19 protein-coding genes are annotated in these 21,951 nt (G+C 32.3%); 14 read left to right on the forward strand and 5 right to left on the reverse strand.

The genetic code is table 11. From position 1 onward, the window contains the following. Nucleotides 1-347: 347 nt before the first annotated feature. Nucleotides 348-1,961 carry a bifunctional N(6)-L-threonylcarbamoyladenine synthase/serine/threonine protein kinase gene (locus AW729_RS07365; protein WP_112124503.1) on the reverse strand — a complete coding sequence of 538 codons (1,614 nt, stop codon included), beginning with the start codon at nt 1,959-1,961 and terminating at the stop codon, nt 348-350. Between the two features lie 137 nt (nt 1,962-2,098). Here AW729_RS07365 and cobT point away from each other — a divergent pair, with 137 nt between their 5' ends. The 9 genes from cobT (at nt 2,099) to pyrB (ending at nt 11,528) form a co-directional block, all read left to right on the forward strand. Beyond that, on the forward strand, nt 2,099-3,175 hold the full coding sequence (gene cobT, locus AW729_RS07370) for a nicotinate mononucleotide-dependent phosphoribosyltransferase CobT (RefSeq protein ID WP_112124504.1): 1,077 nt from the start codon (nt 2,099-2,101) through the stop codon (nt 3,173-3,175). 154 nt (nt 3,176-3,329) lie between these two features. After that, the gene (locus tag AW729_RS07375; RefSeq protein ID WP_112124505.1) at nt 3,330-3,881 is read left to right on the forward strand and encodes an XTP/dITP diphosphatase; all 552 of its coding nucleotides are present in this window, start codon (nt 3,330-3,332) and stop codon (nt 3,879-3,881) included. A 109-nt stretch (nt 3,882-3,990) separates the two neighbouring features. Continuing rightward, nucleotides 3,991-4,392 carry a 30S ribosomal protein S15 gene (locus AW729_RS07380; RefSeq protein ID WP_112124506.1) on the forward strand — a complete coding sequence of 134 codons (402 nt, stop codon included), beginning with the start codon at nt 3,991-3,993 and terminating at the stop codon, nt 4,390-4,392. After that, nucleotides 4,358-5,725: a DHH family phosphoesterase gene (locus AW729_RS07385; RefSeq protein WP_112124507.1), complete on the forward strand. Its 1,368-nt coding sequence runs from the start codon at nt 4,358-4,360 to the stop codon at nt 5,723-5,725. The genes AW729_RS07380 and AW729_RS07385 overlap by 35 nt, the downstream gene beginning before the upstream one ends. A 12-nt stretch (nt 5,726-5,737) precedes the next feature. Next, the gene (locus AW729_RS07390) at nt 5,738-6,940 is read left to right on the forward strand and encodes an aconitase X catalytic domain-containing protein (RefSeq protein ID WP_335645348.1); all 1,203 of its coding nucleotides are present in this window, start codon (nt 5,738-5,740) and stop codon (nt 6,938-6,940) included. Between the two features lie 74 nt (nt 6,941-7,014). Beyond that, entirely contained in the window at nt 7,015-7,263 is a 249-nt protein-coding gene (locus AW729_RS07395; RefSeq protein ID WP_112124509.1) for a DUF5654 family protein, read from the forward strand. Between the two features lie 308 nt (nt 7,264-7,571). After that, the gene (locus tag AW729_RS07400) at nt 7,572-9,815 is read left to right on the forward strand and encodes a DEAD/DEAH box helicase (RefSeq protein ID WP_112124510.1); all 2,244 of its coding nucleotides are present in this window, start codon (nt 7,572-7,574) and stop codon (nt 9,813-9,815) included. 43 nt (nt 9,816-9,858) lie between these two features. Next, a complete protein-coding gene (locus tag AW729_RS07405) occupies nt 9,859-10,593 on the forward strand; it encodes a tRNA (adenine-N1)-methyltransferase (RefSeq protein ID WP_112124511.1) in 735 nt (244 codons plus the stop codon). A 20-nt stretch (nt 10,594-10,613) separates the two neighbouring features. Further along, complete coding sequence (gene pyrB / locus AW729_RS07410) at nt 10,614-11,528, forward strand: aspartate carbamoyltransferase (RefSeq protein ID WP_112124512.1); 915 nt, start codon at nt 10,614-10,616, stop codon at nt 11,526-11,528. Between the two features lie 123 nt (nt 11,529-11,651). Here pyrB and AW729_RS07415 read toward each other — a convergent pair whose 3' ends face one another. Continuing rightward, entirely contained in the window at nt 11,652-12,803 is a 1,152-nt protein-coding gene (locus tag AW729_RS07415) for a Cdc6/Cdc18 family protein (protein WP_112124513.1), read from the reverse strand. A gap of 841 nt (nt 12,804-13,644) precedes the next feature. Here AW729_RS07415 and AW729_RS07420 point away from each other — a divergent pair. From AW729_RS07420 to AW729_RS07430, 3 genes are all read left to right on the forward strand, one after another. After that, the gene (locus tag AW729_RS07420) at nt 13,645-14,607 is read left to right on the forward strand and encodes a cobalamin biosynthesis protein (protein WP_112124514.1); all 963 of its coding nucleotides are present in this window, start codon (nt 13,645-13,647) and stop codon (nt 14,605-14,607) included. Between the two features lie 183 nt (nt 14,608-14,790). Then, the gene (locus tag AW729_RS07425; RefSeq protein WP_112124515.1) at nt 14,791-15,777 is read left to right on the forward strand and encodes a cobalt-precorrin 5A hydrolase; all 987 of its coding nucleotides are present in this window, start codon (nt 14,791-14,793) and stop codon (nt 15,775-15,777) included. Between the two features lie 735 nt (nt 15,778-16,512). Then, nucleotides 16,513-16,767, forward strand: coding sequence for a UPF0147 family protein (locus AW729_RS07430; RefSeq protein ID WP_112125259.1), 255 nt, complete (start codon nt 16,513-16,515; stop codon nt 16,765-16,767). Here the strand turns inward: AW729_RS07430 and AW729_RS07435 are convergent. Together AW729_RS07435 and AW729_RS07440 are read right to left on the reverse strand one after the other, a co-directional pair. Then, a complete protein-coding gene (locus tag AW729_RS07435) occupies nt 16,757-17,329 on the reverse strand; it encodes a class II aldolase/adducin family protein (RefSeq protein ID WP_162685844.1) in 573 nt (190 codons plus the stop codon). The two genes, AW729_RS07430 and AW729_RS07435, sit on opposite strands and share 11 nt — an antisense overlap. A 13-nt stretch (nt 17,330-17,342) precedes the next feature. Next, nucleotides 17,343-18,809 (reverse strand): DNA-directed DNA polymerase II small subunit, encoded by a 1,467-nt coding sequence (locus tag AW729_RS07440; RefSeq protein WP_112124517.1) that lies wholly within the window; start codon nt 18,807-18,809, stop codon nt 17,343-17,345. 143 nt (nt 18,810-18,952) lie between these two features. Between AW729_RS07440 and AW729_RS07445 the strand changes: the two genes are divergently transcribed. After that, nucleotides 18,953-19,555, forward strand: a complete 603-nt coding sequence (locus AW729_RS07445) for a hypothetical protein (RefSeq protein WP_112124518.1) — start codon at nt 18,953-18,955, stop codon at nt 19,553-19,555. 197 nt (nt 19,556-19,752) lie between these two features. Next, on the forward strand, nt 19,753-20,850 hold the full coding sequence (gene cobJ / locus AW729_RS07450; RefSeq protein ID WP_112124519.1) for a precorrin-3B C(17)-methyltransferase: 1,098 nt from the start codon (nt 19,753-19,755) through the stop codon (nt 20,848-20,850). Between the two features lie 181 nt (nt 20,851-21,031). Here cobJ and AW729_RS07455 read toward each other — a convergent pair whose 3' ends face one another. Further along, entirely contained in the window at nt 21,032-21,814 is a 783-nt protein-coding gene (locus AW729_RS07455; protein WP_236951216.1) for a DUF362 domain-containing protein, read from the reverse strand. Nucleotides 21,815-21,951 lie beyond the last annotated feature (137 nt).

Genomic DNA, 21,951 nt, shown 5'->3' on the forward strand with positions numbered 1-21,951 from the left:
ATCTAAAATCAGAATACATACACCAAATACGCAAAAAGAAGTATAAATAAAGAGTGCCAAGTCCAATCCACAATTTTAATCCAACAAGTACACTTCCGGATATAGACAATACAATATTATAAAAGCATTAAAGGCCAATACACGATGAAAGAATGAAGCAACACAAAAAATACATATAATCTATGTCATGGAATAAAAAAAGAAGCAACAAAGTTAAAAAAAATGAAATAATAAACAGGATACGTGTGTTGACCGGATTACTTAAACTCCAACAATGTCGCATCCTTCATATATAAAAGAAAAATACGTGGTGTTATCTATAGCACTGATTGTTATGGGCAGATGTTCTAAAGATATCTGCCCCTTGATTCTATTTCTTCTATTTTTTTAAATACGTCATTATTATCATAGCCTTCAATGAAGTAATTGAACAATTCCTCATAATAGTCAGGCACTATTGTTGTGAGTGACTTCTTAAATACCAACAGGTCAGTTCCCTTATCCTCTATGAGATTACTATACCTTCCCAGTCCAAAATCGATAAATACTGGCTTTTTATTGTCAATCAATATATTTTCTGTTGTTAAGTCCCCATGTATTATTTCTCCATCATGTAATTTTGAAACGTCCTTGCCTATCAAGTTAAATAATTTCTGTAAATTGTTCTTATCATCGGCGTTTATTATTACATCATGCAGCTTAGTTGCGTTGATTTTTTCTTCTATTATAGACTTGTTTTCCAAATCGATGGAATAGATATATGGTGTTTTTACTCCAAGCTCTTTGGAATCGGATATTAACTTGGCTTCCTTTTTGGTTCTTTCAAGTCTTAATTTATCATCCAGTTTACTGTTTCTGTAATTCTTCTTTAGTCTATGTTTGATTATGACTTCCTTATCATCCCACATAGCATCCAGTATGTCTGCTTCTGCTCCCTTGAATGATATGTTTTTGGGTAAGGTTATGCTGGTTGTTGGAATATCCTTAATCCAGGTTACGTTAACTTGGTCTGTCCTATACTTTGGATTGATATAACTGTTTTCTATACCGGATAATTCATCTGTATATGCAAGCAGTCCTAGCCTTGCTATCATAGACCCGTTATCACCACAGTACTTCATAGGCGGCATGTAGAAATCAACGTAGTGTTCATCACACATTACTTCAAGCATACTTCGTAGCTTCCTGTTAGCGGCTACTCCACCACACAGTAAGACCTCGTTTTTGTTTGTATAGCTGAGAGCCCTTTCGGTTACCTCACACAGCATTGAAAAACATGTTTCTTGAAAACTGTTACATACTACATCCAAGTCCACTCCCTGGTTATACTTGTTGATAGCACTGGTTAATATTCCTGAAAATGACAGATCCATCCCCTTAACTACATAGGGCAGTTCTACTGATTCATCGGTTTTTTCTGCGTGCTTTTCTACTATTGGACCTCCAGGATGACCCAGTCCTATGCTTCTTGAAAATTGGTCAAGGCAGTTTCCTATGGCTATGTCCAATGTTTCACCTATTATTCTATATCTGCCAGCCTCGTAGCTGATTATTTGAGTATTTCCTCCACTGGTATATAATGTCACCGGATTTACTGCCCCAGTTGTTAACTTACCTATTTCAACGTGTCCTATACAGTGATTTACACCTATCAATGGTACGTTAATATGTTGAGATAAACTTCTAGCGGCTGTTGCCACGGTACGTAATGCCGGTCCCAGTCCGGGTCCTTTGGAGAAGGATATTAAATCAATATCATCCAATGACAGACCAGACTCATCTAATGCATCATTTATTAGTGGAACTATGTGTTCTGCGTGAAAGTTAGCAGCATCCCTTGGATGAATGCCACCTACTTCCGGATATAGTTGGTCGCCACATGTGGCCAATATATTTCCGTCACTATCCACTATACCAATACCTGTTTTTTCAGCCGTTCCTTCAATACCTAAACAAATCATAGATTCACCATGTTATCAAATTCTCTTTAAAAAAGTTAATATTTATAAAAAAATCTTAAAATTTTCTTCATAAGTATATTATATTAAAAAGCAATATTTATTATTATACTTAGTAAAAATAATTAGAGGAAATAAAAATGGTAGACAACGTAAAAATATTCGGATCAGACAAAGTACTAAAAGAACTTGAAAAATCAGAGAACATGTTATTTGCATGTGTACTTGGTAACACAGCGGTATCAAAAATCGAGGGAATAAGCGGAGCAGGTGGATCACCTGAAATGACACCATACACTCCGGCATTAGACGTGGAGTTAATGCTGAGAAATGAAGCTTTAAGTCTTCCGGAAATTGCAATAACAGAATCAGATGAAGTACCAGCACCAACACCTGGTCTATTGACAAAAACAACATATGAACTATTGAATATGCCATTTGTAGCAGTTAGTGCAGGTCTAGAAGTAGAACCTAAAACATCATACATCAGCTTAAACGGTCAGCCTGGTGGAGACTTAAGGGAAGGAAAAGGTGTTCCAAATCCAAAGGAAATCTTTGACAACGCGGTTGAATGCGGTAGATTCCTATCACAAATAGCAGATCATTTAATGATTGGTGAATCAACACCGGCAGGTACAACTACAGCACAGGGAGTATTAACGGCACTTGGTTATGACGTGGAAGGAAAAGTAAGTGGATGTATGATTCATAATCCTCATGAACTAAAAACAAGCGTTGTAAATGCGGCATTGGAAAAAAATAATGTCAAGGCTGGAGACTTGAAAGATGATGCATTTAAAGCTGTGGAAATTGCCGGAGATCCTACAATCATAGCAGCAGCTGGTATGGCAATAGGCAGTAGTGTACCTGTTACCCTTGCAGGTGGTACTCAGATGACAGCGGTATTAGCAGTTATCAAATCAATAAAACCAGACTTTGACTTCTCAAATATTGCAATAGCAACAACAGTATATGTAGCTAACGATGAAACATCAAACATATTGGATATTGTCAATCAGATAGCTGATGTGGCAGTGTATGCAGCTGATCCTAAAATGGAAAATTCATCAAACCCAGGACTTGCCAGTTTTGCACAGGGTTCAGTTAAAGAAGGAGTAGGTGCTGGTGGTAGCGTATTGTATGCTTACTTAAATGGAATTACCCCAGAGGAATACCTTGCAAAACTTGAAGAATTAACAGCAAAAGTATTCGGATAAGATTTATCCACAATAACCCTCCCACATAACCTTTTTTTTAATTTATAATATCTCATCCACGTATTAGCAATATTATCTAAAATGTAATTTACTTTAAATATTTTTTAAAAGAAAAATTTTTTTACTACAATATACATATATACATATGATTGATATGAGGGTAACATTTATTACTGGTAACGAACATAAAGTTAAAGAGGCAAGAGGTATTTTCGAAAAATTCGGTATAGAAGTTGACCATGAAAATCCAGGTTATCCGGAGATTCAAGGTTCAATTGAAGAGGTTGCGGCATATGGAGCAAAGTATGTTGCTGACTTACTTGATAAACCGGTTATAGTAGATGATACTGGCCTATTTATACGTGCCCTTAATGATTTTCCAGGTACATATTCATCATATGTCCAGGATACTATAACAAATAAGGGTATAATAAAATTACTTGAAGACAAACAGGACAGATACGCCGAATTCAGGTCATGTATTGGTTATTGTGCACCCAATTGTGAACCCGAGACTTTTTTAGGCACTGTTTCTGGAGAAATTTTATCAGAAGAAAAAGGTAACAATGGATTTGCATATGATCCACTCTTCTATGTCAAAAAATACGATAAGACATTCGGAGAGCTTACTACTGATGAAAAGAATGAATGTTCACATAGAAGAATATCAATGGAGAAGTTTGCCAAATGGTATTCTGATAGATAGAACGTTTAAAATAGAATAAATTGTTATATTATATGCTAATAAGGTTATTTAAACTGATTTTTTAATGTATAATATAAAATACTCAAATAAACTAATGGAGATAAAAAACATGGCAGAAGCACCAAATTGGGTAGAACAAAGCCCTGAAGAAATTGAAGAAATCATTACAAAATTATACAAAGAAGGACAAAGTACCAGTCAAATAGGTATTACATTAAGAGACCAATATGGTATTCCAAGTACAAAAGTAGTAGTTGGAGAAAAAATTACAGACATATTAAAAAGAAATGGTGAAGACTTCGAATATCCTGAAGACTTGCTTAACTTAATTAAAAGAGCTGTAAACATAAGAGAACACATGGAAGAAAACCCTAAAGATCTTCACTCAAGAAGAGGTTTAATGAAAATTGAATCTAAAATCAGAAGACTTGTAAAATACTACACCAAAAACAATGTTCTTCCTGAAGGATGGAGATATGATCCAAAAACAGCAGCACTCCTTGTTAAATAGGGCTGATGATGCTTGTGATCTTATAAGATCACATATTGAAAAACAGCACGTTGTGAGAATTATCTCTCACAATGATGCTGATGGACTGACATCTGCCGGAATACTGGCTAATGCCATTACAAAGGCAGGTGGTAGATTCCATGTTACGATATTACCACGTCTTAGAAACAGTAACGTTAAGGAACTTACTAAGTCAAGGTATAAATTATTTATTTTCTCAGATATGGGTAGTGGATGCTTAGATAGTATATCAAAGTTAAAGGGTGATGTTGTAGTAGCAGATCATCATCAGGTTCCTGATGGTGGTGACTATGAGATAGAATCCGAGAATAATACTATGATTCATGTAAATCCGCATATTTTTAACATAGATGGAACCAAGGATGTTAGTGGTTCAGGACTATCCTACTTATCGGTACATGGCTTTGAATATTATGAATTAGCCGGTCTTGCACTAACAGGTGCATATGGTGATATGCAATTTAAGAATGGTCCAACAGGTATTAATAAACTTATTTTAGATGAAGCCGTCGAACATGATACGATGACTGTTAAGGATGACTTGAAATTGGCATATGCTAATAGTCAGAATTTACAGAAATCTCTTTGTTATACATATACGCCTGTTTTAAATGAATTATCAGGTGATATGGACAAGTGTGGTGAATTTTTAGATAATTTGAATATTCCTAGGGATAAACTGTTAAGTCAATTATCACAGGATGAATATGATAAACTTAAGAGTGAATTAACCAATATCAACGAGGACATCTATGGCAAAGTGTACCATATTCCCAACATAAGGAAAGAACTATCAAATATTGAAGAATACTCTAATTTATTAAACGCTTGCGGTAAGAACAAGGAGTATACCGCTGCCATAAGTATTGAATTGTCCAAGTATAATCAGATGGATTATGCACTTAGGTTACTATCCGATTATGCAAATACCATGCAAAAGGGTATTGAGTGGATTAAGCGTGAAGGAAGTGTTGAAAAAAGTCATATTCAATACATCTACACAGAGGACAAACAGCAAAAGCAGGTGGCAAGTGCCGTTAGCAGCATAGGTATTGAATTGGGTATACTGCCGGATAAGCCTATTCTAAGCTTGATGAAAATGGATAATTTAGTTAAAGTTTCATCCAGAACTACTGACAATATGGTCAACAAGGGAGTTAATTTAGGTCAAATAATGAACCAAGCATCAAATAACTTTAACGGTTCAGGTGGAGGTCATAACATAGCCGCCGGTGCAACTATACCATTTGACCAGATGGATAATTTCATTAACCTGGTTAATGAAATGGTTGAATATCAAATAAAACAATAACAAGTGATTATTATGCAACTTACTAAGTATGAAGAAGATATGATAAATGGTGAATATGGAGAAGCTAAAGCAGAGTGTATGGAAATTCTTGTAAGTTTAGGAAAGATTTATGATGCTGAAAAAATGATTCCGATTACATCAGCTCAGGTATCAGGAGTAAGCTATAAGACAATTGGAGATGCAGGTCTTGATTTTGTAGTGGATTTAGGAAAAAAGGCTGATATCTGCCTTGAATGTATGCTAAACCCTGCAGGTGTAGACATTGAAAACTGGAAGGAACTGGGCTTTAGTGAAGAATTTACTAAAAAACAGATTGAAATTATAAAAGGATATGAAAGCATAGGAGTTATGAGCACCTGTACATGTACACCATACCTTATAGGAAATACACCTATGTTAAACGATCATATAGCATGGAGTGAATCATCCGCAGTATGTTACGCCAATAGTGTTATTGGTGCACGAACAAACCGTGAAGGTGGACCAAGTGCACTTCTTGCCGCTATAGTAGGCAGAACACCATATTACTCCAATCATATCAAGGATAACCGTAAGGCGGACATGATATTTAATGTAGATTATGATTTTAAGAATGAATCTGAAATCGGTGCATTGGGCTATTATGTAGGTCAAATTGTCAATGATAAAAAACCATACTTTAAATTAAACAATAATCCGGGCAGAAATAACCTTAAATTATTAGGTGCAGCACTTGCATCCAGTGGTGCAGTGAGCATGTATCATGCAGAAAACATTACCCCTGAATATGAGTTTGCCAAAAATCATGATAACTTTGATGAACTGGAAGTATTTGAAGTTGATGAAAAAATCATCAAGGACAACATTGAACAGTTGACCACTACCGATAAGACACCTGACCTGGTTTGTCTAGGTTGTCCTCATGCATCCATCACCGAAATACAGAAGGTTGCAAAACTTCTTAAAGGTAAAAAATTATCCAAGGATTTATGGATATGTACATCAAAGGCCATCAAATCAATAGCACAGCAATGCGGATACCTTGACATTATTGAAGAAGCAGGTGGAAGGATAGTATCTGATACATGTATGGTTGTTGCACCTGTTGAGGATTTAGACTATGAGGTTATCGGAGTAAATTCTGCAAAGGCTGCAAATTATGTCCCAAACATGTGCAAATTGGATGTTGTCTATGACACATGCGAAAATTTAATTGATAAAATTATCAAACAATAATTATTCTAAAATTATGCAAAATATAAAAGTAATAAAAGATATATCTATAAATATCAATTTTGGGAGGTAAGCATATGGCTGATGAAGTACATAAAGAAATTCTAAAAACTATATCTGTCCTTATGACTACTGCATTTGCTTTTGTAGCTGGTTCTGCTTGGAATGGAGCTATTGAAGCATTAATTACACAAGTTATTGGAGAATCAGGTTCTGCAGTTACAGGAATGTTAATTTATGCTGTTGTTGTAACTATAGTTGCAGTTGTAGTAACCTTATTCATAGGTAGATTAGTTGGTAAAGCAGGAATCGATATAGACGAATAAGTCTATTCAATTCTTTTTTTATTTTACAAATGAGTATGCAACAACCAGGAATATATGCATACTTGTATTTTTAAGCTATTTTATTATTTTAGTATCAGATTCTATTTTTTTTTAAGTTAAACTAGTACTATTTTATTTTTTACTCCATTTAATACATTTTATCATATTTTATTCCGTTATCAGTGCTTGTTGTATTTTAGTATTTTTATAATTCATTATGATATTTCCTGCATTTGTTTGTATTTGTTTATATGTATGCAATTTCATAACATCAAATTAATTAAGTATTTACAACAAAGAAATTAATAATGAATAACTGGATTGAACATAAATACATAAACAAAAATACTATAGAAGGCAGACGCTATCAGCAAAATTTAGCTATGAGTGTGCTTAAAAAAGGAAATACGATGATTATAGCACCTACAGCTATGGGAAAAACTGTTGTAGCTGCACTTATAAGTGCTGAAAGATTAAAAAACTATGAAAATAGTAAAATACTAATTTTAGCTCCGAGCAAACCATTGACATTACAACATGAAAAAAGCTTTAAAACTTTTTTAAACACATCAGTTGTAAGCCTGACAGGAAATGATAAGCCCAACGACAGAAAACAGTTATGGAATGACAATCAGGTAATATGTGCAACCCCACAGACAATAGAGTCAGACATCATCTCCAGATTATATGACTTCAAGGATGTATCGTTAATAATATTCGATGAATGTCACCATGCGGTAGGATCATATTCATATGTTTATTTAGCACAGAAATATGTTCAACAGGCAAAAAATCAGCTGATTTTAGGTTTAACAGCTTCTCCAGGCTGGGAAGAAAAGAAGATAAAGGAAGTATCCCACAACATCTATGTAAATGAGATAATAATCAAGAGTGAAGATGACCCTGATGTTGCCCCATACTTTAACCAGATAGAGACAAAATGGATTAAAGTAAAACTGACGCCTGAATTACAAGAAGTTAAAAAGTTAATGGATGAAAGTCTTAAGTTAAGATTACAAACGCTAAAAAAGTTAGGCATAATAGATTCCATTGCAAAGCCATCCAAAAGGGAAATACTAGTAGAGCAGTCAAGACTTCAGCAGAAAATTGCATCAGAAAGCATGCCTAAAAAAGAATATTTTACAGGTATTTCACTTTTAACAGAAGTAATTAATATAATGCATTCAAAAGAGCTTCTTGAGACCCAAACATTGAAAACATTAAATAATTACTTTAAAAGACTTGAAAAGAAAAAGACGAAGGCTTCAAGATCACTTAAAAATGATTTCAAATTTAATAAGGCTGTTATGCTGGTCCGTCGTTATATCGATGAGGGCAAAGACCATCCAAAGATAATCAGATTAATCCAACTGATAAATCAGATAATGAAAGAGGACAAGACAAACAAGATAATAGTCTTCAGTCAATTCAGAGATACGACAAAAACGATACATGAATACTGTAAGGAAAATGATATTAAATCATTACGTTTCTATGGTCAGGCTTCCCATGATAATGATAAGGGATTAAGCCAGAAAAAGCAGATAGAAACTATTGAAGCATTCAAACATGAGGATTATAACGTATTGATATCAACCAGTGTAGCAGAGGAAGGTATAGACATACCATCGGTAGACTATGTCATATTATATGAACCAGTACCGTCGGAAATCAGGATGATACAAAGAAAGGGTAGAACCGGACGTAAACATGAGGGTGAAATGTTCATCCTGATGACTAAGGGTACTCTTGATGAATCATACTACTGGTCCAGTCAAAGAAAAGAACGGGCAATGAAAAACAATGTATACAATTCATACAGAAAAAATAATATTACACTTGAAAATCATGTTGCAGATAAAGAGGACGTGACTCCATACAAGCAGGAATTTACAACAGAAGATGACGCTGAAGTTGTAATCTATGTTGACTACAGGGAAAAGAATTCAAACATGATGAGGGAATTGGATAAGATTAAATGTGAAATCCGTGTAAAGAATATGGGTGTAGGTGACTATCAGATAACCGATGACATAATAATAGAAAGAAAGACTGTTGAGGACTTCTCAAAATCAATAACGGATAAACGATTATACCAGCAGGCAAAGGAATTAGTATCAAATTGCAATCATCCGTTAATGATAATAGAGGGAGAAAACATTTATCATACATTCCTACATCCAAACGCAATCAGAGGTGCATTGGCGGCTATAACAATAGACTTTAAGATTCCTGTAATACAGACACAGAATGAGACGGACACTGCATTCATGTTAAAAAGAATAGCTCTGCGTCAGCAGGACAAAGATTCTAAAAAAGAGGTCAGTGTAAGAACAAGTACCAAACCGGTTATGCTTCCGGAACAGCAATTGTTTATCGTGGAAAGCTTCCCATCAATAGGACCTGTCAATGCCAAGAATTTGCTAAGACACTTTAAAAGCATAAAGAATATGATAAACGCCAATAAGAAAGAGCTGAAAGAAGTTGAAGGCATAGGTGAAAAGACTGCAAAGAGTATCATCGAAATATCACAAAAAGAATTTAATGAATAAAGTATTAAAAATTTAAAGAATAAATTTATTAGTAGGTCATAGCATGAAGATGATTATAGATAAAAAAAATAGAAAATACATAATTCAGGATGAGGAATTTCATTGTGAAAAGGGAGTAATACCTAAAGAGGATATAGTCAATGCTGATGTGGGAGACGTACTCCAAACGCATATGGGTAAGAAGTATAGGGTTATTAATCCAAACATCAATGATTATATTGACTTGATGAAAAGAAACTGTTCAATATTGTTACCACAGGACTTGGGATTGATTGTGGGATTTACAGGGGTTGGTTACTCATCAAAAATTGTTGAATCAGGAACAGGTGCAGGTAGTAGCTTATTGTTTTTTGCAAATATAGTCGGACCGGAAGGACATGTCTACAGCTATGAAATAAGGGAGGACTTCGTTAAGATAATACGGGAAAACATTGACGGAACTGATTTTGATAATATAACATTAAATCATCAGGATGTAACTGAAGGATTTAATGAAGAGGATGAAAGCATTGATTTGGTATTTCTGGATCTGCCAAGTCCTCATGAAGTCATTAAGGATGCATATAGAATTTTAAAGGTCGGCTCTTTTATTGCCGTTTACACCCCATATGTCGAACAGTTCCAAAGGGTGTTTAAGGAATTGGAAAGGGCAGGATTTAAGGATATTAAAATAAGAGAAGGTAATGTAAGAGAATTGGAAATCAAAAAGGGCAGAACAAGACCTAACAGTAGAATGGCTGGTCATACGGGTTATATTACATTTGCAAGAAAGATATAAACATAGAAGGTTGTGTTATTATGAGTTTTAATTTGAAAGATATTATATCAATCAGAGATTTTAAGAAAAGTGATGTTGACTATATATTAAATTTGGCCGAGGACATGGAACCTATAGCTAAAAGTCAAAAAGTAAGCCATTTGAAAGAGGGAAAACTATTGGGTGTTATGTTCTATGAGCCATCAACACGTACAAGATTATCATTTGAAACTGCTATGAAAAGATTGGGTGGTGATGTTGTTGGATTTAATCAGAAACAGGGAACAAGCGTTCAAAAGGGTGAGGTATTATATGATACCGCACAGATAGTATCACAGTACTCCGATGCACTTGTATTAAGACATGACATGGAAGGGGCTGCCAGGTTTGTAGCAGATAATGTGGATGTTCCTGTTGTTAACGCCGGTGATGGTGCCGGTCAGCATCCAAGCCAGACATTGCTTGACTTATATACCATTAAAAAATCATTAGGTAAACTGAATGATATCAAAATTGCCATTGTTGGTGATTTGAAATATGGTAGAACTGTTCATAGTTTAGTATATGCCCTTGCGATGTATAACGTTGAGATAATTTTCATATCTCCGGATCAACTTAGAATGCCTGATGAGATATTGGATGACTTGAAAAAATTAAACTGCAAATTCAGTATTGAATCATCATTAATTGAGAATATTGACAATGTTGACGTTATTTATATGACCAGAATTCAGAAGGAAAGATTCCCTGATCATAAGGAATACATGAAAGTAAAAGGTCAATATACGATAAATAAAAAGAATTTGGAAAATACTGATACGATAGTTATGCATCCACTTCCAAGAGTTGACGAAATAGATTTCAATGTGGATCAGTTAGATAATGCGATGTACTTTAAACAGGCATTCAATGGTGTACCTGTTAGAATGGCATTACTTGATTCTATTATAAAATAAACCCACATTTAACTTTTTTTAAAATGATAATTAATTTATGAGTAATTATAATGAAGCATAAGATAATATTATAAATAATTAGAAATAAATCTTGATTAACAGTATTTAAAAAAAGGAGGGAATTTAAGTTCTGTAACTTAAAGCATTGTCGATCAAGTCAGTATCACATTGTAATGTGATGACATTGGTTCTTCCACGTCCCCTTCCACGTGAAACGGTATTTGCAGAGATTAAGCCTAATAATTCCAGTTCATTGATAAAGTCAAATAGTCTTCTATAGGATACTTTGTCATTTTTAGCCAAATCCTGATATTTTTCATATAATTTACCAGATGTTATTTCTTCTCTTGACTTTGTTAAATCAGTTATGGCTTCCAGTACTTTTTGTTGCTGTAAAGGCAATGTCATTATAACATCAATGATTTTATTATGTTCGATACGGTCTTTAGCTTCCTTAACATAACTTTCTTCAATTATATCAGATTCCTTTTCATCAGCGATTTCACCAGAAGTCTTAAGTAAATCAAGAGCGTATCTAGCATCACCCTCTTCTTTAGCAGCTAATGCTGAACACAATGCTATTACTCCATCAGAGACTGTTCCTTCATTAAAAGACAACTCAGAACGTTCTTTCAGGATATCTATTAATTGTTGTGCATTATATGGTGGGAATACTATTTCACGGTCACGTAAGCTGCTTTTAACTCTAGGCTTTATGAATTTTTTGAAATCAACGTAGTTACTTATGGATGTGATTGATACATTATCAGTACGTGTTAACGTGTATAGAATGTTGTCACCATCATTTTTGAGAATAACATCTATTTCGTCTAATATTACAATTAAAATTAAGTTTTCACCAAGTATGTTCTTTTTAAACAATGCTCTGAATGTGTTTACGACTTCTGCTTTCGTCCATCCGCGATATGGTACCGGTTTTCCTAATTGTTGACATAATCTTGCCAGTATCTGATATTCTGTGTTGTAGTCTGTGCAACGTATGTATTCTATTTTTATGTTAAGGTTTTCTTGTGCTGCTATTTCTTCAAGTTGATTTTTAACGTAGCTTACAACGGCTGTTTTACCAGTTCCTGTTTTTCCGTATATTGTAACATCTGGTGGTGTTATTTTTTTTAATGCTTCAACCCAATATTGTGCTATTAATTCAAATTTTTCTTCTCTGTGCGGTAGTTTTTCTGGTACAAAACGATGATCAAGAAATTCTTTCGTTTTGAAAACTGATTTTTTATTGCTTAATTCTACAAATATGTTCATTGCTGTCATCTCAATAGTTTTTTGTTGTATTTCAAGTAAAAAATTAATTGTAATATTAATAATTCAAGTGAAAAAATTCGATAATATTATATTATATTTCATAGTATAAAAAGCTTTAGAGAGAGGGACGTCTATTTCAAGTGTAAAATATATTAGGGTACCCCTGGAATTTTTTGGATAATACGAAAAATTATTTTTATAAACACAATTAAATTAAAAAATAAATGTTTATTAATCGTAAAATAATTAAATAAAGAATGTTATTTGATATAATATATAAATAATAAATATATAATAATATAATAATTAAATAATAATAATAAATAAATATAATAATAAATAAATAAATATAATATAATAATAATATAAAATAATAAATATAACTAATTGTTTTTAATTTTTAATTAATTTAATTAATTTTAAAAATTAATATAAAAAGTAATACAAAAATAACTTAACATATTATTTTATTACTTTTTCAATTATTATCTATACATTTTACACTTGAAATTTATGTCTATACTTTAAATTGTAATTGTAAGTTCAAAATTTTACACTTGAAATTAATGTCTTATTTTTTTCGATGTGATATATTTTATTTTTACACTTGCAATATACCTCTCATACTAAAAATTTTCCACATACTTTTTGGTTACACTTGCAATATACCTCTCACTATTTGATTTTTTAAACGACTTAAACGTTTACACTTGCAATATACCTCTCACTGTTTATGATTAAATTAAAAAACAGTATTTACACTTGCAATATATGTCTTACTATTTCATTTAATAATATTATTGAAAAAATTTTAATATTTAAAAAATCAAAGATAACATTAATGATATCTGAAACTTTAATATACATACTGTCTATTATTGTAATTTCTGTAATTATTGATATGATAATTGGAGAAGTACCCGATAAAATTCACCCAGTAATATTCATGGGCAACATGATTTCAAAACTCAAGGATATACTTCCTCCAACAAAATTTTCAGGACTGCTAATTGTTTTAACGACAATATTTACATTTTCCGCAATTACAGTAATTATATTAATGATAACATCAATGATAAACACTCTGCTATTTATTGTAGTAGCATCAATAATACTATCCACGACATTTTCAATCAATTACTTAATACAAACTGTCAAAGGAATACAAAATGACTTAAAAGAAGATATAAATAAAGCCAGAAAATCAATGTCATATCTGGTAAGTAGAAATACCGAAGAATTAACTGAATCCAGGATAACCTCTGCAGCTATAGAAACTTTAACCGAAAATATAACTGACAGTGTGGTCAGCCCATTATTCTACACATCTATATTTGGACTATTTCCCTATGGATTAATAACATCCATAGTTGTGGCTGTAATATATAGAGTATCAAATACCATGGATGCAATGTTAGGCTACAAAACAAAGGAATTGGCTCAGATTGGTTATATTCCGGCGATGTTGGATGACATTTTAAATTATATTCCCGCTAGAATAACAGGCTTATATGTGATATTGGCAGCATTCATTTTAAGATATGATTATAAACAATCATTTGATGTCATGAAAAAGTATGCTAGAAAAACGCCAAGTCCAAATAGTGGTTATTCAATGTCAGCAGCTGCAGGTGCATTGAATATTACACTAGTTAAAGAAGGAGTTTATAAGTTAGGTTACGGTGATGATGAATTAACCAGTGATAAAATAACAGAAGCAATATCATTGACTAAAGTTACTTCATTACTATTTATATTGACAATAGTATTCGTTTATATAATATTGATCTTTTTATTGTTATAATAAACAGGATACTGTTTTTCTTTTTTTATTGTTTTCAGAGTCAATATTTAATTTTAATCATGTAACAGACACCCAAAAAAAGGTTTAATTAATTACCCCTATCCATCAATACATTTATACAGTATTTTAAAATAAATATCAAACATCAATACGTTTTACAATTTTACATAACGAGGTTTAACAATGAATATAGCAATAATATCCGTTACAAATCAAGGAAAAGAAATATCCGATAAATTATGTGAAGAATTATCTGAAAATCCGACGATATTATCAGTTACACAATATCATAAAAATGTTTTCAAGTCAGTTGATGAAACATTCGACAAATGTGATTGTATCATCGGCATTATGGCATCAGGAATCATGATAAGGGCAATAGCTTCACATGTAGAATCTAAACTGTCCGATCCTGCGGTACTTCTTGTTGATGATAATGCCAATTTTGTAATCAGTTTACTTTCAGGCCATATGGGTGGAGCAAATGATCTGACACAATACATATCATCCATTCTTGATTCGACTCCTGTCATAACCACATCCACCGATGTCAATAATAGAGTTGGTATAGATTCTATAGCTAAACGATATTATTTCAACCTTGAAAATCCCAAAAACATCAAGTTTATAAATAAAGCATTGGTAAACAATCGTTTGGTAAATTTAACACTACCCCATTCATTGGATTATATCATTGATGATAATTTAAGAAAGTCATATAACATAATACTTGATAATGATATTAATTATGTCATTGCAGAAATTGACGGTCATGAAGTTATATTACGTCCAAAAAAGCTTGTCATGGGAATAGGTGCCAGACGTGACATACCAACACAAAAGGTATATTACGCTATAATACAGGCATGTGAAATATTGAAAATACCACCAAATAGGATTGACTTTTTTGCTACTGCTGATATTAAATCAAATGAAAAAGGCATTTTGGATAATGTGGATAGATTTAACAAGGAACTTATTATAATAGATATGGATAGGATTAAGAATTTTGACAATAATGAATGTTCCCATTCTGATTTTGTCATGAAACAATTTGGAGTAAAAGGTGTATGTGAACCCGCATCACTTTTGGCAAATGATAACAATTCGCATTTAATCTTTAGAAAAACGGCTTATAATGGTGTTACAATAGCGGTATCAAGTAATTAATTATTTCTTTTTCATTATTTTTGTTTGAGGTGGAAATAATATAAAATAGTTAACAAAATAAGTCAAAAACTTTAAATTATACATAGAATAATCAAACATCTTCATTTCCATCAAACTTAATAGCATTGATTTATTAACTAATAATGTTATAACAAATGAATACACAAACCAGACCTTAAACTATCTAAGTAATTACCGTACCTATGGTAATATATCAAGTACTCTAATCAGAACATATCCCCAAGACAGGACAATTCTCACTACATTAATAACATTGGCAAGCTGATCAATATGCGAATTACCTGACATATGCATATAATTTAACAACCATTAGAAGTGAGGAAACATTAATCATTGTTGGAATAAACTATGACATGATTAACCACATACAATATAATGATTTGGAAATGATTATTAAACACTGAAAACACGTCAAATAAATACTTATTTAATATCCAATCCTGACAAAATTACCAGAAATGGCAAGAATATGCTTAAACGAAAAGAATGAAAGAAACAAAAAACGAAGAAGGTTTACTTGAAAACCTCATCTCCCACAATTTTTTAAACTGTCTTTTTATCAAATAGTAAAAATATATAACATATTTCAAATAAATATATGTATACTATTAAATAAATTTACGAATAAATAATTTTCACATTTAATGGAAAATCAAATCATATTTATCATTTTAACAGAAAAATAAGGGAAGTGGGATTATGGCAAATGAGATTATGAGTAACCAACAAATATTTGATAATTGTAAGGAAATATTATCACAGATAATTAATGATAATAGTGTACCACGTAACATTAGAAAGGCCGCTGAAAATTCAAGTGCATTACTTGATAAGGATGAAGAAGACACCATCAAGGCAAGTACTGTAATATCCATATTGGATGATATAAGTAATGATCCAAACATACCAATTCATGCAAGAATTTTAATTTGGAACATACTTAGTGAACTTGAAAGCGTTAAAGATTAAGTACATGAGTAATATATTGTGTTTTAGCTATTCCTTCTATATATTCACATAGAAGTGTAGCTTCATCAATATTTTTTCCAACACATATGACTCCATGGTCTTTCAACAGGACTGCATCCTCATTTTTAAGCATATTGCTGGCATTATCAGCTAATTTTTTACTACCAGGTGGGTAATAATCAACTTCTTCTATGTATTCACTTGTTATTTCACCAAATCCTTCCAGTCTAATCAATCTTTTATTGCTGAAAGCGAATGCTGTTGCATATGGTGAATGTACATGAACGACACTTTTTATGTCATCTCTTTTTTTATATATTTCGGTATGTAATGTTGTCTCCATTGATGGCTTCTTGTCATCATTTGTAGTATATGACAAATCTTCAATCTTTACCTTTATTATGTCCTCATAGCATAATGATTTAAAATCGGTTCCTGAAGCCGTGATATAAATGTAATCCCCATCCATGATGCTTATGTTTCCGGCTTTTCCTATTATCATATCCTTATCATAGATATGATGTGCGGTATTTACTATATCTTCAATTATTTCATTGTTCATTTTTATCAAACTCCTATTCATTAAAATCTAACAGTTGCAGTGCTCCATGATTTATCACGGGTATTTGTCCACATGTCGGTACAATGTTATATATCTTCTGGAACTCGGTTTGCTTCTGGAATGTTCCGGAGTTAATCATGTGAACTCCCTTATATTTTGTATGTGAATTTATATGAACATGACCTGTATGTAATATGTCAGGAACATCTTCAATTACCATATAATCCTCAAATTCACTTGCAAGTGGTGTTCTTTCACCATATATAGGTGCAAGATGTCTTTTTTCCAGCAATAGTTTCATTATCTTATCCGTATCTGCATGTGTATATCCGTTGAGTGCCATTACAATGTCGTCAAAACTTCTTCCATGGTATACCTGTACTTTAATGTTATCCAAATTCATGATACATGGATTGCTTACCATTTCAATGTTTTTCTGATTACATAAATCTTTAGCATACTTTTCTGTTATAGCAGGCTGCGGTTCTGCAAGTCTGGTAGCATCATGGTTTCCCGGCGATAATATTATGGGTATGTCACTTACGTCTCCAAGTAATCTTGCGGCTTCTTCATATTGCTCATATATGTCTTTTATTTTCAATTCCTTTTCCTGGTTAGGATAAACTCCTATTCCATCCACTAAGTCTCCACCGATTACCAGGTATTTGACGTCATTAGCTAAATCCTGTTGTTTTTCATCACCATAATTACCGTTTATCCATTTTATGAATCTGTTAAATGCCTTTTCATCAAACATTTTACTTCCAATGTGTACATCTGATATGAATACTATTGAAAAGTCCATTGGCTTATCCACTATTCTTCTTTGTATGCTTGGATGAACTATTTCATCAGCCCTTATCAGGGAACCGTTACTGCTTCCTGATACGCCAATGACTTCATCTTTAACCAGTGTTGATGAACTTTCATACAAATCTTCCATATCCTTAAGTATTAAAACCGTACCTGTACCTGTTGGGTCTTCTATTTCAAGTATTCTATGTCCGTTTTTTGTATTGTTTATATTGTTTATTATTCCTATTGAATTCAGGTTTTCTATATTTGCCTTTGCATTTTTCAAGTCAGTTATCTGTTTGAATTCTGGATTTTCCTGTATTATTTTCTTTAGTTTTGTAAATCTGTCGTTGAAGTACTTGTTTAAGTCGTTGATGTCTCCGTCGGTGTATGATTTATTACTCACATCCAATAATATTTCGTAAGGGGTTTCTTGATTGGCTCTTATTTCTCTTGTTTTGGGATTTTCTTTAATCTCTTCATGTATACGTTGTTTTTCATTATCCTGGTAGTCACGTATCGTTTGTGTTGTAATCACATACTGATCGTTTTCATTCTCTTCAACATATTCAATCAATTCGCTAATAAGATAATCATAATCATTATTACCTTTTATTTCTGAAAATGCATTGTTATTTATTAGTAATTCGGCTTCCTGAAATTTTTTTATTATTTCGTTTGACATAAAGATAACCCCTATTTTTTTAGTATATTATTTTGTTTATACTTAATCATTATTAATTATATATTAATATATTATGTTAAACTTAAATTAATATAGGATAAAAAAAATTTAACGATAAAATTATTTATATAGTTGGTGAAGTAATGAGTAGAATATTAAAAATACTTCTTTTTATTATAGCTATCTTAGCGTTCTTTGAAGTAGGATTGTTTGTTTCATATACTGTTATTGCATCTGAACCGGTTAATCCTGTTGATATAATATCCATGCAACTTGATCAGGGTTCTCGTTTTATCAATTCGTTAACTGGTGAAAAAAATTTGAATCAACAGGATACATTAAACATAACTAATAAGGAAAATGTTGCATTGATTTTAAATAATCAAACTGGTTTAAGTGTTAATTTGGATTCGTTAACTGCTAAGGTTTCAACTAGTCAAACAGGTAATCAGACAGTTACAATTAATGCTATAGCTTCAAAGGATTCTCAAAGTACTGGTGGAGGTGCAATAGTTATACTTCCTGAACAGACTTACAGTATATCTGCGATTGCTACAGGTGAGGTTTATTCCAATGGAAAAGTTAAAATAAACACCACTACCATTGAATTAAAAGAAAGAATTGTATTGTATAATCAAAACAATGTAACATCATCAAAAAATCAGTCAATTGAATCTTTGGTTAATTATACTAATAATTTAACTAACAACACTACAACTAGTAACCAATCAAATAATAGTCGATAAGACTATTTTTAAATTTTTTTTAATCAATAATTAAATTTTAATTTACTATTTTTACAGATTTTTAAAATGAATTTTAGATAATTAATAAATATTATTAGCAATACATATTTATTAAGGAATAAAATAACTCAATATTAATTTTTTCGTTTATATGTAATAAATCATAATAAAATATCTTTAACATAAGGGGAAATAGCATGATAAGTTTAATAGGAATAGGTTCAAAAAGAGAACACATAACATTAAAAGCAGTAGATAAAATAAAGGAAGCTGATGTAATCATATCATATCATCCATATTTGGAAAACATACAGGACTTGCTTGAAGGAAAAGAAGTATTAAGTCGTGGTATGGGGGATGAAATGGAAAGAGTGGAATTGGCTATAGAAATGGAAAAGGAAGGAAAAAAAGTAGCAATAATAAGTTCAGGAGACCCTGGAATATATGGAATGGCCAATGTATATTTCCAAATAATAGACAAATACAGCGACCTGGAATTTGAGGTTGTCCCAGGTGTAACAGCGGCAACATATTCAGCCAGTGCACTAGGAGCACCATTACATGACTTGGCAATAATAAGCCTAAGTAATTTATTAACTCCACTTGAAGAAATCCAGCGTAAAATAAAACATGCAGCCATAGCCGATTTGGTAATAGCATTCTACAACCCAAAAAGTAAAACACGTACTGTTCCATTTGAAACTGCATGTGACATATTGGTTGAAAACAGAAACCCTGAGACACCCGTAGGTATAGTAAAAACGGAAGGAACCGATACAATAACACAGATATGCAAACTTAAAGACTTAAAGGATCAGGATATACACATGTCCACAACGATAATCGTAGGTAACTCAATGACCTATGTCAAAAAGGGAAAAATGATAACTCCACGCGGATATAAAATGAATGCAAAGTTACCTGAACAAACAGAAGCCTTCTATGAAAGATTCTTCAATGGTGACATTCAGATAGGTAAAAACCTGGACTGTGAATACTTCCCATGTCATGAAGACCAGGAAAACTGTACATTCTGTTACTGTCCATTCTATCCATGTGCCGATGGATCAACAGGTGGAAAATGGATTGAAGACAAAAACATATGGAACTGTAAGGATTGTAACTGGATTCACAAGGATGACGTAGTCGATTTAACACTTGACTACATTAAAGAAAACGTAAAGTCAATGGACGACTTTGATAAAAAGAAAAAGCAATTATTAAAATTCCGCAGAGCAACAATCTACAAAACAAGAAATTTGGATTTCCAACGTAATTATGATCTGGAAGAATAATCCTTCCTTTCATAATCTATTTTTTTAGTCTTTGACAAAACATAAAACTATAAAAAATTATATTCGCTCATGACCCAACTGGTGGGTCTGAACAAAATTCAACCTTAAAAAATATTCAAAACCTATTTTCACAGACTCATTCTTTAAAAAATAATACACTTGAAATGTATGTTTGAAAAATTCATTTGTCATTGATTTTCACAAGACTGTCAATCTTATTCAAGACACTTTCAACATCTACATTTTCATAGTTTAATCTCAAAGCATTTGTAGGACATTTCAATGTGCACTGACCACAGCCAATACAGACATCATGATTGATACTTATTTTATTGGTATAACTTATGGCATTTGAAAAACAAACATCAATACATTTTTTGCATGATATACACTTATCGTAGTCCATTGATATTGATACGCCAGGAAGTTTATAGAAATCTTTCTGTATGCCATCACTTAAATTAGGATAGACCTTCCATAAGCAGCAACAAGGACAGCAGTTACATATCGTCAACAGCTCATCACCCGGTCTTACGTTCATCCATAAACTATCCATCTTATTTCTGCCGACAATATGGACAAGACCCTCTTCATCACATTTATCAATATGATCTATGGCTTCCTGTTGACTAACAGGCCTGCAATGTCTACGTGAAATCTTCCTGGTGGTCTTACCAATGAAAATACATCCCAAATCTATAGGATAATCCTCACAATTCGTACTACGTCTACATAGACACTTGTTCATAATCACAATGTCATCCGATTGTTTGATTATGTTTTTTATAATGTCCGTGGGTGTGATGACCTTATCCACTATCTGAATGTTCTTGTTAATTTCAATAGTACTGACGGTGGTCTTATTCTTATTTGATTCAATGTTTTCTTTAGTCATAGACTTATCGTTAGGCACAAAATATGTTCCGTCACCCTCAAAAACTACTTTTGAAATAATCTTATCCATAATTTTCGATTTTCTGGATAAAGCGGCTACCTTGAATCTGAGACCGAAAATATATTTCACGACAAATATACTAACATCTATAAACCTGATTTTCATAGTTATCCTTAATATTTTTTTAATACAAGTGCATTCTTAGT

Origin of the sequence: Methanosphaera sp. BMS (assembly GCF_003268005.1) — an archaeon.
Classification (GTDB): domain Archaea; phylum Methanobacteriota; class Methanobacteria; order Methanobacteriales; family Methanobacteriaceae; genus Methanosphaera.

What these genes read in the sequence shown, in the direction of transcription:
- AW729_RS07365 (WP_112124503.1), bottom strand. Translation starts at nt 1,961, where the DNA reads ATGATTTGTTTAGGTATTGAAGGAACGGCTGAAAAAACAGGTATTGGT.
- cobT (WP_112124504.1), top strand. Translation starts at nt 2,099, where the DNA reads ATGGTAGACAACGTAAAAATATTCGGATCAGACAAAGTACTAAAAGAA.
- AW729_RS07375 (WP_112124505.1), top strand. Translation starts at nt 3,330, where the DNA reads ATGAGGGTAACATTTATTACTGGTAACGAACATAAAGTTAAAGAGGCA.
- AW729_RS07380 (WP_112124506.1), top strand. Translation starts at nt 3,991, where the DNA reads ATGGCAGAAGCACCAAATTGGGTAGAACAAAGCCCTGAAGAAATTGAA.
- AW729_RS07385 (WP_112124507.1), top strand. Translation starts at nt 4,358, where the DNA reads ATGATCCAAAAACAGCAGCACTCCTTGTTAAATAGGGCTGATGATGCT.
- AW729_RS07390 (WP_335645348.1), top strand. Translation starts at nt 5,738, where the DNA reads ATGCAACTTACTAAGTATGAAGAAGATATGATAAATGGTGAATATGGA.
- AW729_RS07395 (WP_112124509.1), top strand. Translation starts at nt 7,015, where the DNA reads ATGGCTGATGAAGTACATAAAGAAATTCTAAAAACTATATCTGTCCTT.
- AW729_RS07400 (WP_112124510.1), top strand. Translation starts at nt 7,572, where the DNA reads ATGAATAACTGGATTGAACATAAATACATAAACAAAAATACTATAGAA.
- AW729_RS07405 (WP_112124511.1), top strand. Translation starts at nt 9,859, where the DNA reads ATGAAGATGATTATAGATAAAAAAAATAGAAAATACATAATTCAGGAT.
- pyrB (WP_112124512.1), top strand. Translation starts at nt 10,614, where the DNA reads ATGAGTTTTAATTTGAAAGATATTATATCAATCAGAGATTTTAAGAAA.
- AW729_RS07415 (WP_112124513.1), bottom strand. Translation starts at nt 12,803, where the DNA reads ATGAACATATTTGTAGAATTAAGCAATAAAAAATCAGTTTTCAAAACG.
- AW729_RS07420 (WP_112124514.1), top strand. Translation starts at nt 13,645, where the DNA reads ATGATATCTGAAACTTTAATATACATACTGTCTATTATTGTAATTTCT.
- AW729_RS07425 (WP_112124515.1), top strand. Translation starts at nt 14,791, where the DNA reads ATGAATATAGCAATAATATCCGTTACAAATCAAGGAAAAGAAATATCC.
- AW729_RS07430 (WP_112125259.1), top strand. Translation starts at nt 16,513, where the DNA reads ATGAGTAACCAACAAATATTTGATAATTGTAAGGAAATATTATCACAG.
- AW729_RS07435 (WP_162685844.1), bottom strand. Translation starts at nt 17,329, where the DNA reads ATGAACAATGAAATAATTGAAGATATAGTAAATACCGCACATCATATC.
- AW729_RS07440 (WP_112124517.1), bottom strand. Translation starts at nt 18,809, where the DNA reads ATGTCAAACGAAATAATAAAAAAATTTCAGGAAGCCGAATTACTAATA.
- AW729_RS07445 (WP_112124518.1), top strand. Translation starts at nt 18,953, where the DNA reads ATGAGTAGAATATTAAAAATACTTCTTTTTATTATAGCTATCTTAGCG.
- cobJ (WP_112124519.1), top strand. Translation starts at nt 19,753, where the DNA reads ATGATAAGTTTAATAGGAATAGGTTCAAAAAGAGAACACATAACATTA.
- AW729_RS07455 (WP_236951216.1), bottom strand. Translation starts at nt 21,814, where the DNA reads ATGGATAAGATTATTTCAAAAGTAGTTTTTGAGGGTGACGGAACATAT.